Origin of the sequence: Mycobacterium sp. 050134 (assembly GCF_036409085.1) — a bacterium.
Lineage (GTDB): Bacteria > Actinomycetota > Actinomycetes > Mycobacteriales > Mycobacteriaceae > Mycobacterium.
In genome coordinates this window covers 120,387-133,221 of sequence record NZ_JAZGLV010000008.1, presented here as the reverse complement: position 1 = coordinate 133,221, position 12,835 = coordinate 120,387, and the positions used below count along the sequence as shown (strand labels likewise).

Genomic DNA, 12,835 nt, shown 5'->3' with positions numbered 1-12,835 from the left:
TGGCCTCGGCGATCTTGCGGTGCCTCCGGCTGCAACCCCACCCAAAGGGCCGTCGACGCCGTCCGCTTCTCCGCAATTACGCAGGCCCGCAACACTTCTGCCATTATCGCGGCTATGACTCCGCGTGGGTGCCGGGAACCGTGCTCGGCGCCCGGATCGGGAGACTGACCCTTCTCTTCCGGATCGGCCTAGGCCTCACCGGGCTTCCGTGGTTTCCTTTGTACTCCTGCACCCCGGCGCCCAGCAAGGCCCAATTGCGAAGCAATTTGGTTGCGACGGGTGCGGGTTTGCTGGCCGCCGGAACGCGATTAGAAAGCGAAGCGGCGCAGCAGCGAATAGGTGATCGCGCCGGCGGCCAGCGCGCTGACGCCGACGGCGGCGGTGGTCGCGATCGCGGCGCCCGACGGCGCCGGGATCCGGTCGCGCAACGACACCGGCCGCGAGAACGTCAGCACGGGCCATCCCCGCTCGGTGGCCTCTTTGCGCAACCCCCGATCCGGGTTGACCACGCTGGGGTGGCCGACGGCCTCAAGCATTGGCAGGTCGGTGATCGAATCGGAGTAGGCGTAACAGTGCTCCAGCGGGTAGCCCTCGCGGGCGGCCAGCTCGCGGATCGCTTGCACCTTGCCCTCGCCGTAGCAGTAGAACGCGATCTCGCCGGTGTACCTGCCGTCCTCGACGACCATGCGGGTCGCCATCGCGTGGGTAGCGCCCAGCGCGCGGGCGATCGGTGCCACGATCTCTTCCCCCGACGCCGACACGACCACGACGTCGCGGCCGCACAGCTTGTGGGCGGCGATGAGGTCCGCCGCCTCGGCGAACACCAGGGGAGTCACGATGTCGTGCAGTGTCTCGCCGACGATCGACTTGACCTGATCCACGTCCCAGCCGGTGACCATGTTGGTCATGTGAATCCGCATCCGGTCCATCTGGTCATGATCGGCACCCGAGAGCAGATAGATGAACTGGGCGTAGCTCGACTTGAGCACGGCGCGGCGGTTGAGCAGCCCCTGGTCGAAGAATGGTTTGCTGAAGGCCAGCGTGCTGGACTTGGCGATGATGGTTTTGTCCAGGTCGAAGAAGGCGGCGGTGCGGGCACCGGCAGCGTCGGCCGTCGCCGCTTCGGATGAGAGTTGCTGCGGCGCGGCCTCGTCGGAGACGGTCACCGACCCAGCATAGGTCGACGGTGCCGCGGGGCCGCGCGCTTACGCCCGAAAAGACGATCGAACCGGGTGCAATCGTTGCAATGGGCACTGTTTACGCGGCTCAACGACTTTTTTCCATCGAAAGCTACTTGCGTTGGTGCGGACTGTCATGTGTATAGTAAGCATTACTCGGCCTGAGCCGAGGGTGTATCAGCCCGACCCCCCGGGGCTGATACACGACGACCCTCGCCTCCTCCCCCCCTGGCGGGGGTCGTCCCTTTTCTGGGGTAAGTGATCCGCCGCGAGACGGCGTCTGATTCCACACTCGACCGGTTGCGGAACGCGCGCCGACTGTGCGCTGGGCGGGAGCCGAGCGTCGCGGTTGTGCACACCCCCGTCTCTATCCACAAAACGCCTCTTTGGGACTGGTGTGCCAACCCCCAGGTCCCGCAGGGTCATTGCGTGACCGGCGCCGGCGACCCCGCACCCCCGAATTCCGCGGGCGTGCTGGCCGCGTTGACGGATGCCGAGCTGCGCGACGAGCTGGACCACGTCGCCGCCGCCGTGGGTATCCGCGTGGTGCACGCAGGCGGTGCCTCGCCCGTGAGCCGGAAGTCGTGGTCGGCCGCCGCGGCCGTGGTGCTCGACGCGCCGGCGGCGCACCGGTGCGGCGAGGCGGGGCTGCCGCGGCGGGCCCACGTGACCGTGCTGACCACCGCGGAACCGGCCGCGGCGACCTGGGCGGCGGCCGTTGCCGCGGGGGCCGACCACGTGCTGTGGCTTCCCCACCAAGAACGGGAGTTGATCCGGGAGCTTGCTGAGGCCGCCGAATCGGCGCGCGGCGACGCCCGGCGTGGGCAGGTCGTCGCCGTGGTCGGCGGGTGCGGCGGGGCCGGCGCCTCCTTGTTCGCGGTCGCCCTGGCTCAGGCCGCCGCCGAAGCCCTGTTGGTCGACCTGGACCCGTGGGGCGGCGGCATCGACCTGTTGTTGGGCGGCGAAAACACGTCGGGGCTGCGGTGGCCCGACCTGGCGCTGCGGGGCGGCCGGCTCGCCTGGCCCGCGGTGCGCGACGCGCTGCCCCGGCATCGGGGAGTCACCGTCCTGTCCGGCACGCGGCGCGGGCACGACATCGACCCCGCGCCCGTGGACGCCGTCGTTGATGCGGGCCGGCGCGGCGGAGTCACCGTCGTGTGCGACCTGGCCCGTCGCCTCAGCGATGCCACCCACGCGGCGCTGGACGCGGCCGACCTCGTCGTGGTGGTCAGCCGCTGCGACGTCCGCGCGTGCGCGGCCACCGGGGCGATGGCATCGGTGCTGGCCGCGCTCAATCCCAACCTGGGCTTGGTGGTTCGGGGTCCGGCGCCGGGCGGGCTGCGGGCGGCCGAGGTCGCCGACATCACCGGCCTGCCGTTGCTCGCCTCGATGCGGGCCGAACCGCAGCTGGCCGGCCAGTTGGAGCGCCACGGCCTGCGGTTGGGGCGGCGATCCCCGGTCGCCGCGGCGGCGCGGCGGGTACTTGCGGTCCTGCCGCGCGCCGGTGCGGGGCGAAACGGCAGGGCCGCGTGAGCGGATCACTGATCGAGCGGGTGCGCGAGCGGCTGGCGGCGGAGCCGGGCTCACTAGGCGCCCCGCCCCGGCCCGGGGTCGTCGCCGCCGCGATCCGCGCCGAGTCCGGCGGCATGCTCGGCGACACCGAGGTGCTGGCCAATCTTCGGGTGCTCGAGACGGAACTGACGGGGGCGGGCGTCCTCGAACCGTTGCTCTGCGCGGACGGCACCACCGACGTCCTGGTCACGGCGCCGGACGCGGTCTGGGTCGACGACGGAAACGGCTTGCGGCGCAGCGACGTTCGCTTCGCCGACGAGGCGGCGGTGCGCCGCCTGGCGCAGCGGCTGGCCGTTGCGGCCGGCCGGCGTCTCGACGACGCCCAGCCCTGGGTGGACGGCCACCTGAGCGGAATCGGCGCTCCGGGCCTCACGGTGCGCCTGCACGCGGTCTTGCCGCCGGTGGCGGTCGCGGGCACCTGCCTCTCGCTGCGGGTGCTGCGGCCCGCCACCCAGGACCTGGCGGCGCTGACGGCGGCCGGCGCGATCGCACCCGAGGCGGCCGCCCTGATCGCCGGCATCATCACCGCCCGGCTCGCCTTCCTGGTGTGCGGCGGGACGGGCGCCGGGAAGACGACGCTGCTGGCCGCCATGTTGGGCGCCGTCCCCGCCACCGAACGCATCGTGTGCGTCGAGGACGCCGCCGAGTTGGCACCGCGACACCCGCATCTGGTCAAGCTGGTCGCGCGGTGCGCCAACGTCGAAGGGGTGGGGGAGGTGCCGCTGCGCCAACTGGTGCGGCAGGCGCTGCGAATGCGGCCCGACCGCATCGTCGTCGGCGAGGTGAGGGGCGCCGAGGTGGTCGACCTGCTGGCCGCGCTGAACACCGGTCACGACGGCGGGGCGGGCACCGTGCACGCCAACAGCCCGGGCGAGGTCCCGGCCCGACTGGAGGCTCTGGGCGCGCTCGGCGGCCTCGATCGCGAAGCGCTGCACAGTCAGCTCGCGGCCGCCATTCAGGCCCTGGTGCACGTCGCGCGCGACCGGACCGGCCGGCGCCGGCTCGCCGAAATCGCCGTGCTGCGGCAGGCGCGGGGCCAGGTGCGGGCCGTCACGGTCTGGCACGCGGACCGCGGGATGACCGACGCCGCCGCGGATTTGGATCGCCTCCTGCAGAGCAGGATGCCGGCGTGAACGGCCCGGGGGCGGCCGCGCTGCTGTTGGCGCTCGCGCTGGTGGCCTACCCGTCGTCCCCGCGGCGCCGGATCGCTCCGCGGGGAATCCGTTCCCGGCGCCCCGCGGTGCTCGGGTCACGCGGGATCGGTTCACTGGCGGTCCTTCTCGGCGTGCCCGTCGCGGCGCTGCTCCCGTGGCCGGTACTGCTGGCGGTGGCGGTCGCGGCGGCCACCGCTGCCCTGCGGTATCGCCGCCGTCACCGCCTCCGGCGCGCCGCCGACGAGGGCCGGACGCTGGAGGGCGCCCTGGACGTGCTGGTGGGTGAGCTGCGGGTGGGGGCCCACCCGGTGCGGGCGTTTTCGGTCGCCGCCGACGAAACCGACGGGGCGGTCGCCGCGTCGTTGCGTGCGGTGGCCGCGCGCGCCGGGCTCGGGGCCGACGTCACCGCCGGCCTCCGCGACGCGGCCCGAACGTCCGCACTGCCGGCGCACTGGACGCGGCTCGCGGTGTGCTGGCGGCTGGCCGCCGAGCACGGGCTGGCGATCGCCACGCTGATGCGGGCCGCGCAGCGCGACATCGCCGAGCGGCAACGCTTTTCGGCACGGGTGTCGTCGGCGATGGCCGGGGCGCGCGCCACCGCGGCGATATTGGCGGCGCTGCCGGTCCTGGGCGTGCTGCTGGGCCAGCTGATCGGGGCCCACCCGCTGGCGTTCCTGTTGGGCGGCCAGGCGGGCGGCTGGCTGCTGTTGGTCGGCTCCACGCTGACCTCCCTCGGGCTGCTGTGGTGTGACCGCCTTACCGATCGGCCGGCGTCGTGACCGCCGCGGCGATGCTGCTGGCCGCGGCGCTGTGCGTGGGGCCGGGCCCGTCGATGGTGCGGACGCGCGCCAGGGCGCGTCCGCGGCGCGCACGCCAGGAACCCCGGAATGAGTTGGCGCAGGGCGCCGATCCGTTGGCCTTCGCCTCCAGCCTCGACGTCCTCGCCGTGTGTCTGGAGGCCGGCATGGCCGTGTCGACCGCCGCGGCGGCGACCGCGCCCTCCGCGCCGCCGGCGCTGGCTGCGGTGTTGCGCCGCGCCGCCGACCTGCTCGCGCTGGGCGCCGACCCCGCCGTCGCGTGGTCGCCTCCGCGGGATCGGCCGGCCGGCCCGGCCGACGCCGAGATCGATGCCCTGCTGCGGCTGGCGCGGCGGTCCGCGTCGTCGGGCGCGGCGCTGGCGGGCGCGGTCGCCGAGCTGGCCGACGAGGCTCGGCACGACGCCGCGCACGCGGCGGCCGCGGCCGCCGAGCGTGCCGGCGTGCTGATCGCCGGACCGCTCGGGCTGTGCTTTCTGCCGGCGTTCCTCTGCCTGGGCATCGTGCCGGTGGTCGCCGGGTTGGCGGGCGAAGTCCTGAGGTCGGGGTTGTGGTGATTGGGAAGGAAGGTTCTGATGATCAACGGGATTCGGACTCTGCTGGCCCGCGCGGCGGTCCTGGCCGCCGACGAGTCGGGAATGTCCACCGTCGAGTACGCGATCGGGACGATTGCGGCCGCCGCCTTCGGCGCGGTCCTCTACGCCGTCGTCACGGGCGACTCCATCGTGTCCGCGCTGACGAACATCATCGGCCGCGCGCTCAACACCAAGGTCTAGCCGGTTGTGCGGGTGCCGGCACGGTGGAAGCGGCGTTGGCCATCGCCGCGCTGGTCGTGGTGCTGGCGCTGTGTCTGGCCGGCGTCACGGGCGTGTCGATGCAGATTCGGTGTGTCGACGCCGCGCGCGAGGCCGCCAGGCTGGCGGCGCGCGGTGACGAGCGGTCGGCAGTCGACGCCGCCCGCGGCATCGCGCCGGGCGGCGCGCGCATCCGCGTGGATCGCGACGGTGACTTCCTGGTCGCCACCGTGGTCGCCCGCTCGAAGCTGTTGCCGCGGTTGGACATCGCGGCGAAGGCGGTGGCCGCGGTGGAGCCTCGGTGACGACCGGGGAGCGGCCACGATCGTGGCCGCGGCGGCGGTGGTCGTCCTGCTCCTGGTCACCGGCGCGGGCGCGTACCTCGGGAGCGTCGTGGTGGCGCGGCACCGCGCCCAGGCGGCCGCGGACCTGGCCGCACTGGCGGCGGCGGCCCGGTTGCCGTCCGGGGCGGCGGCGGCCTGCGCCCGTGCGACGGCGGTGGCCCGCGCGATGCGTGCCGACGACGCGGTATGCGAGGTGGACGCCCTGGACGTCGTCGTCACGGTCCGGGTGGCGGTGGCGTTCGCCGGCGCGGCGCGGGCGGCCGCGCGAGCGGGGCCGAACGTATAGTCTGGCGGCGTGATTCCGCAGTGGCGGATCGGCCCGCTGGTGTTGCCGGTGCACGGCGTCTTCGTGGGCCTGGGGGTGCTGGCCGCGGCGGTCGTCTTCGTCGCCGAGGCGCGACGGCGCGGCGCCGTGAACGACCAGTCATTGGTGGCCGTCACCGGCGCCCTCGTCGGCGGCGCGATCGGCATGCGGCTGTCAGGCTGGGCGCAGCACCTCGACCTCCGGCTCAACCCGTCGCTGCTGCAGGCGTGGGAGTACGGCTCGCGCAGCATCCTCGGTGGCTTGCTCGGCGCCTATGCCGGCGTGCTGATCGCCAAACGGATCGGCGGCTATACCGGCAAGACGGGGGACCTGTTCGCGCCGGCGGTCGCCCTCGGGATGGCGATCGGCCGCATCGGCTGTCACCTCACCGAGGCGCCCGGCCGTCCGACCGGGCTACCCTGGGGCGTCCACGCCCCGGCGACGACGCCCAAGTGCCCGGGGTGTCTCGCGGGCGCGCCCATGCATCCGTCGTTCCTCTACGAGATCGCCTTCCAATTGGCGGCTTTCGCCGTGCTGCTGTGGTTGCGCGACCGAATCCGGCAGCCTGGCGAGCTGTTCGTCCTCTACATCGCGGCCTACGCGGCGTTCCGGTTCGCCGTCGAGTTCACCCGGGCCAACGAGACCGTGTGGCTGGGCCTCACCCGGCCACAATGGTTCCTGTTGCCGTCGCTGGCCCTGATCGCCTGGCGGCTGCGCCGCGGCCACCGGCTGGGATACTACGACCGGCTGCTGGACCCGCTGCTGCGTCGCCGGGCGGATGTGACATGACCGAACCCCCGCCTCCGCCGGGGTGGCGGCCCGAGGACTGGCCCCCGCCCGGCTATCCCTACGGCATGAACCAGCCGTATCCCCAGTGGCAGCAGCCACCCGAAAAGGCAAGCGGCGGAGAGGTCGTGGGCGCGGCCATCGCCGGCGTCGCCTTCTACCTGGGCATCAACGCGATCATCGGCCCGATGACCCTGTTCGGTCTCGCCAACGTCATAGCGCCGAAGGCGGCGTTCGCGATCGGTGCGGCCACCCTGGCGTTGATCGCGTTCGTCGGTGGCGGCGCACTGTTGCTCACCAAGAAGGGTGCCTGGGGCAGGGGCATCGGGATGGGGCTGATGATCGGCTGGGCACTGACATCCATCTTCACCGTAGGCATCTGCAATGGCCTCAACCCCGTGCTGTACCACATCACCCGATGAGCGGCATGGGCCTGCGGGGCGACCGGATTCACCGCTACGTCAACGCGTTCTGTCCGCGCTGCCACGCGGAACAACCGGAACGTCCGCTGGGCGATGTCGAGCGGCTCAGCGGCTGGCTCGCCGTGCGCGACGACGGACGGGTCTGGCTGGAACGCGGCTGCCGGACGCACGGACGCGTGATCACCCTGTACGACGAAGATCCCGAAATCCTTGCCTACCTGGAGGAATGGACGGCGCCGACCAAGGCGCACACGCCGGATGTGGCCGGCAATTTCGACCCCGTCCCGTCGGCGTATCTGCGGGGCCTGCCGCAGATGCAGACCCAGCACACCTGCATCCTGTTGGAAGACATCGCCGAGACATGCAACCTGCGCTGTCCGACGTGTTTCGCCGGCTCCTCGCCCGAGCTGCGCAACGTCGTCGCGGTGCGCGATGTGCTGGCCAATGTCGATCGGCGACTCGAGCGCGAGAACGGCCGCCTCGACGTGCTGATGCTCAGCGGCGGCGAACCCACCCTGCACCCGCAGCTCCCCGAGCTGCTCGCCGAACTCAGTGCGCGCCCCATCACCCGGATCCTGCTCAACACCAACGGGTTACGAATCGCGCAGGACGATCGGCTGCTGGACCTGCTCACCGAACATCGCGAACGCGCCGAGGTGTACCTGCAGTACGACGGGTTGTCTGAAGTCGCGCACCGGCACCACCGCGGCGGGGACCTGCGTCGCGTGAAGCGCGACGCGCTGCGGCGGCTGTCCGAGCGGGAGGTCTTCACCACCCTCGTGATGACGGCCGCGCTCGGTGTCAACGACGGCGAGCTCGGGGACGTCGTGCGGCTCGCGCTGGACACCCCGTACGTCGGCGGCGTCTGCATTCAACCGCAATTCGGTTCGGGCCGTTCGGGATTCATCGACGACGCCGACAGGCTCACCCACACCGGCGTGCTGAAGCGGCTGGGGCCGCAGACCGGCGGGCTGGTGACGTGGCGGGATCTGACCGCCCTGCCGTGCTCGCACCCGCATTGCTGCTCGGTCGGTTACCTGCTCCGCGACGACGGCGGGCAATGGCGCTCCCTGGTTGGACTGATCGGCCACGACAACCTCAAGGACCGGCTCGGCCTGGTCGCTAACCGGATCGCCGACAGCGACATTCCCCGCGAGCTGCGGCTGGCCGTGCGCGAATCTCTGCTCGGACTGCTCTCCGAGCAGTCGTCGCTGTCCCACCCCCAGATGTCGGAGGTGTGGCAGATGATCTGCGAGAGCTGCGACCTCGGCATCGGCACCCTGCTGACGGTGGCTTCCGGCGCGCTGCCGGGACGCCGGGCCCGGCTGAGGCGCCTCCTCGGTGAGCGGGTGGTTCGCCTCACGGTCAAGCCGTTCATGGACATGTCGACGATGATCGAGGAGCGGCTGCTGCAATGTTGCGTGCACGTCGGCACCCGGTCGTCGCAGGATCAGTGTGCGCCGTTCTGCGCGGTGCAGGCCTGGCCGCAGCTGAGCGAGCAGCGGCTGTCCGCTTCCGCGCGGCGGCTGCTACCCGTGGTGGGTTAGGTCCGGGTTAGGTCTCCTGCCGCGGCGGCTTGGGCAGGCCGGCGGCGGCGAGTTCGTTCTCGGCGGGCAACCGCAGGGAGATCAGTCCCGCATAGACGTCGGGTTCCAGTTCCACCCGGTTGACCGTGACGTGCACCGGCACCCAATCGACCTCGTGCCCGCGCATCCGCAGGACCTGGCTGGTGGCGCCGTTGGCGAATTCCGTTGCCATCGCCGCCATCAAGTGCTGGTCGTAGGGATGGACCCAGGGCCGCTCGGCGTTGCTGCCGCGCCAGTCGTAGAAGGGGCACGGCTCGTCGAGCCACTTCAGCAGGTTCCAGTTCTTCAGGTCGACGAGTGCGCGGTGCACCCCCGCCTGCGCGAGTCCGCTGAGGATCCGCTGGGCCAGGTCGTCGGTGGACACCACCGGGCCGTTGAGTTCGGCGCGCCAGTTGATCGCCCGGGCGATCAAGTGGTCGCGGCCGTCCGGACCCGGTTCCAAGCCCGTGCGCGCGACGAAGCCGATGCGAACGGGATCTCCGCGCCAGTCCGTGAGATCCCATGTGCTGCAGATCGTCTGGTCGGGCTTGGCCTTGACCGCCATGGCCAGCACCTTGGTTTCGTTCGGGTTGAGCTCCCGGGACGGGAGATCCTCCGCGAACGCCCGGCCGAAGGTTACCTCGACCTCGGGGTTCTTGCCGCTGTTGACCAGCGATTCGCGGGTGTCCGTGGCGACCCCGAGGGTGAGGTCCCACTTCACCGGGCCGGGTGTGGGACGCTCGGGTGGTTCGTCGTCGGCCGGCCCGGTCCACACATGCACGCCGTGTAGGAAGCCGTCGGACATCACCACCGGTTCGGTGCGGATGACCCGGTCGCGTTTCGGGGTGATGCTGGTCATGCTCTGGCCCGTCTGCACCGTCTCGGCGATCGCCGTGCGAACCGCGGAAAGGTGGGGGCTGCGGCGCATGAACGTGGTGATCGGGACGAGGTTCTTCAGCTGTCGCCCCTGCGCCACCACGGCGGGGTCACCCCCAAGCGTCTCCACGAGCAACCAGTCGTGGGCCATGGCGTCGATTTTAGATGAGGCACGTGCCGAATAAGAAAGGGCGGGGGGATCGAAGTCCAGGCCGGCGCGCAAAGACCGCAAATGGGCCCGGACGGCCCTAATCATGCCGCGAGACGGATATCCGTCAAATTCAAATGCGTCGAGTATGGCGGAGGGGAAATGGGCACGAATATCGAAGTTTTCATCCCGCCGGAGTCCGGCAAAATACGCGTAGACGTCACACGAATGCGCAATGATGACAATCGCGATCATCAACACCGCGTTTTGAGCAGTTGGATCGTGCGCCCGGATTGCGCGGGCCCGCGGACGGCTCGTGCCATCCGGCCGTTCGCCCGTTGCGGCGAAGCGCGAGCGCACCTGCAGCAGCGATGGAACGAGTCCGGTTGGGTGTCGCGACCACGATCCGTGGTGTCGTCCGTCGAGGGGTCGGTCGGCGTCACGCCCGATCGGAGCTGTGCAACTCGCCGGCGGTCTGGCAAACGGCCACCGGTTAGCCCGGGCAGCGCCCGAGCTGACCGAGCACGAGCCGCAGCACGCGGATCGCCCCGGCCTTGTCCAGCGGGTCGTTGCCGTTGCCGCATTTGGGTGATTGCACGCACGACGGGCAGCCGCGCGGACATTCGCACGCCTCGATGGCCGCGGCCGTCGCCGTCAGCCAGGTGCGGGCCTCGCGGAAGCCGCGTTCGGCGAACCCCGCGCCGCCCGGGTGGCCGTCGTAGACGAAGACGGTTGGCAGCCCGTCGGGGCCGACGGCGGTGGACAGGCCGCCGATGTCGCCGCGGTCGCAGCTCGCCACCAGCGGCAGCAGGCCGATCGCCGCGTGCTCGGCGGCGTGCAGCGCACCCGGGATTTGCGGCGGGTCAATCCCGTTGTCCAGCAACGACTCCGGCGCGATCGTATACATCACGGCGACGGTCGGCAGGGTGTTGGCCGGCATGTCGAGTTCGACGAAGTCGATCACCTCTCCGTTGAGGCGCCGGCGGAGGTACCCGATGACCTGGTTGGTGACCGTCACGGGCACCAGGCCCAGCGTCACCGGGCCGAGGGCCACCCGTTCGCCGGGGCCGGTCACGGCGATGTCGGTGACCTCGCGAGCGAATGTCGCATAGCCGGGATCGTCGGCGTGGACGAACGCGATGTGGTCCTCGAGGTCGAGCGAGTCGACGACGTAGCTCTCGCCCTGGTGCAGGTAAACGGCCCCCGGGTGGATGCAGGCCGGTGCCTGGCCCACGCCGGTGCTGCCCAGCAACCGGCCGGTGTCCGCCTCGACGATGACCACCTGCCCCCCGATCGAGCCCCGAATGTCCACGCCGGCATGCGGTTGCAGCCCAGGCGCGGGATAGTACTTGCCGTTGCGCCGCCGCAGCAGGCCCTCGTCGAGGAGCCTCGCCGCCACATCGGTGGCGCCGAATTCACGGACCTCGGCGTCGTCCAGGGGCAACTCGGTTGCGGCGCAAAGCAATTGTGGACCAAGCAGGTAGGGGTTGGCCGGGTCGATCACCACCCGTTCGACCGGCTTGCCCAGTAGGGCGTTGGGGTTGTGCACGAGGTAGGTGTCCAGCGGGTCGTCGCGGGCGATCAGCACGACAAGCGCACCCTGGCCGCGGCGGCCCGATCGGCCGGCCTGCTGCCAGAACGAGGCCACCGTCCCGGGGAAACCGGCCAGCACCACGGCATCCAGGCCGGCGATATCCACCCCGAGCTCCAGCGCGTTGGTGGTCGCCAGGCCGCGCAACCGGCCCTCGGCCAGCGCGCGCTCCAGCGCGGTGCGGTCCTCGGCGAGGTAGCCGGCCCGGTACGACGCCACCTTGTCCGACAGGTCGGGCGCGATGTCGGCAAGCCGCCCCTGCGCGCCCAGCGCGGTGAGTTCGGCGGCGCGGCGCGACCGGACGAAGGTCAGGGTCTGGGCTCCCTCGGCGACCAGGTCGGCCATCACGCGCGCCGCCTCCGCGCCGGCCGAACGGCGGACCGGCGCGCCGTTCTCCCCGGTCAGGTCCTCGCGCAGCGCGGGCTCCCACAACGCGACCGTCCGCGCCCCCTGTGGGGAGCCGTCCTCGTCGACCTCTTCGACCGGCTGCCCGATCAGCTCGGCGGCCGTCGCGCCCGGGGAATCCGTTGTGGCGCTGGCGAAGACCACGGTCGGGGCCGCCGAATACCGCGCGCACAACCGCAACAGGCGCCGCAGCACCATCGCCACGTTGGATCCGAAAACGCCTCGGTAGTAATGGCATTCGTCGACCACCACGAACCGCAGCCCGCGCAGGAACACCGACCAGCGGGCATGGTTGCGCAGCATCGACAGGTGGATCATGTCGGGGTTGGAAAACAGCCAGCGGGACCGTTCACGGGCGAAGCGGCGCACCTCGCCGGGGCTATCACCGTCGTAGGCGGTGGGGGCGACCGCAAACCCGGAATCGCACAGCCGGGGGACCGCGGTGGTGAGCGCGTGCGCGGCGCGCAGCTGGTCGTGACCGAGCGCTTTGGTGGGCGACAGGTAGAGCACCCGGGCCCGCGGATCGGTGGCCAGCGCGTTGAGCACCGGAAGCTGATATGCGAGCGACTTGCCGGACGCGGTGCCGGTGCTGATCACCACATGGCGGCCCGCGTTGGCCAGCTCCGCGGCCGCGGACTGGTGCGACCATGGGCACCCGATGCCGCGGTCGGTGAAGGCCCGAATCACGTCCGGCTCCGCCCATTCCGGCCAGCCGTGCGGGCGCCCCGCGCGCGCGTGAAGTTCGGCGACGTGGCGCAGCGGGCATTCACCGGTTGCGGTACCGGCGAGCGCGACGGCGAGCAGGTCGCTGCCGAAACTCGCCAACTTCACATCCTCCTAACATCAGCGCATCACACAAGTCTGTCGCCGACGCGGCGAAC

General features: G+C 71.6%; 13 protein-coding genes. 10 read left to right on the top strand and 3 right to left on the bottom strand.

The features are described 5' to 3' along the window. Positions 1–308: 308 nt before the first annotated feature. The gene (locus SKC42_RS11560) at positions 309–1,166 is read right to left on the bottom strand and encodes an HAD-IB family hydrolase (protein ID WP_330964438.1); all 858 of its coding nucleotides are present in this window, start codon (positions 1,164–1,166) and stop codon (positions 309–311) included. 495 nt (positions 1,167–1,661) lie between these two features. On the opposite strand from SKC42_RS11560, the gene ssd reads away from it, so the two are divergent. From ssd to SKC42_RS11510, 10 genes are read left to right on the top strand one after another with little or no spacing between them, the layout of a single operon-like run. Then, positions 1,662–2,711 carry a septum site-determining protein Ssd gene (gene ssd / locus SKC42_RS11555; protein WP_330964549.1) on the top strand — a complete coding sequence of 350 codons (1,050 nt, stop codon included), beginning with the start codon at positions 1,662–1,664 and terminating at the stop codon, positions 2,709–2,711. Next, on the top strand, positions 2,708–3,883 hold the full coding sequence (locus SKC42_RS11550) for a TadA family conjugal transfer-associated ATPase (RefSeq protein WP_330964437.1): 1,176 nt from the start codon (positions 2,708–2,710) through the stop codon (positions 3,881–3,883). The genes ssd and SKC42_RS11550 overlap by 4 nt, the downstream gene beginning before the upstream one ends. Then, positions 3,880–4,683 (top strand): type II secretion system F family protein, encoded by an 804-nt coding sequence (locus SKC42_RS11545; protein WP_330964436.1) that lies wholly within the window; start codon positions 3,880–3,882, stop codon positions 4,681–4,683. The genes SKC42_RS11550 and SKC42_RS11545 overlap by 4 nt, the downstream gene beginning before the upstream one ends. Next, on the top strand, positions 4,680–5,276 hold the full coding sequence (locus SKC42_RS11540; protein ID WP_330964435.1) for a type II secretion system F family protein: 597 nt from the start codon (positions 4,680–4,682) through the stop codon (positions 5,274–5,276). The genes SKC42_RS11545 and SKC42_RS11540 overlap by 4 nt, the downstream gene beginning before the upstream one ends. An 18-nt stretch (positions 5,277–5,294) precedes the next feature. After that, positions 5,295–5,495 carry a DUF4244 domain-containing protein gene (locus tag SKC42_RS11535; protein ID WP_330964434.1) on the top strand — a complete coding sequence of 67 codons (201 nt, stop codon included), beginning with the start codon at positions 5,295–5,297 and terminating at the stop codon, positions 5,493–5,495. A gap of 23 nt (positions 5,496–5,518) precedes the next feature. Next, complete coding sequence (locus SKC42_RS11530; protein ID WP_330964433.1) at positions 5,519–5,818, top strand: TadE family type IV pilus minor pilin; 300 nt, start codon at positions 5,519–5,521, stop codon at positions 5,816–5,818. 22 nt (positions 5,819–5,840) lie between these two features. Beyond that, positions 5,841–6,143, top strand: a complete 303-nt coding sequence (locus SKC42_RS11525) for an Rv3654c family TadE-like protein (RefSeq protein ID WP_330964432.1) — start codon at positions 5,841–5,843, stop codon at positions 6,141–6,143. A gap of 9 nt (positions 6,144–6,152) precedes the next feature. After that, positions 6,153–6,950 carry a prolipoprotein diacylglyceryl transferase gene (locus SKC42_RS11520; protein ID WP_330964431.1) on the top strand — a complete coding sequence of 266 codons (798 nt, stop codon included), beginning with the start codon at positions 6,153–6,155 and terminating at the stop codon, positions 6,948–6,950. Continuing rightward, complete coding sequence (locus SKC42_RS11515) at positions 6,947–7,369, top strand: hypothetical protein (protein WP_330964430.1); 423 nt, start codon at positions 6,947–6,949, stop codon at positions 7,367–7,369. Before SKC42_RS11520 ends, SKC42_RS11515 begins: the two co-directional genes overlap by 4 nt. Positions 7,370–7,374: 5 nt before the next feature. After that, positions 7,375–8,916 (top strand): radical SAM protein, encoded by a 1,542-nt coding sequence (locus SKC42_RS11510; protein ID WP_330964548.1) that lies wholly within the window; start codon positions 7,375–7,377, stop codon positions 8,914–8,916. A 7-nt stretch (positions 8,917–8,923) separates the two neighbouring features. Here SKC42_RS11510 and SKC42_RS11505 read toward each other — a convergent pair whose 3' ends face one another. Further along, on the bottom strand, positions 8,924–9,961 hold the full coding sequence (locus SKC42_RS11505; RefSeq protein WP_330964429.1) for a PAS domain-containing protein: 1,038 nt from the start codon (positions 9,959–9,961) through the stop codon (positions 8,924–8,926). Positions 9,962–10,451: 490 nt separating this feature from the next. After that, the gene (locus SKC42_RS11500) at positions 10,452–12,779 is read right to left on the bottom strand and encodes a DEAD/DEAH box helicase (RefSeq protein ID WP_330964428.1); all 2,328 of its coding nucleotides are present in this window, start codon (positions 12,777–12,779) and stop codon (positions 10,452–10,454) included. Between the last annotated feature and the right edge of the window lie 56 nt (positions 12,780–12,835).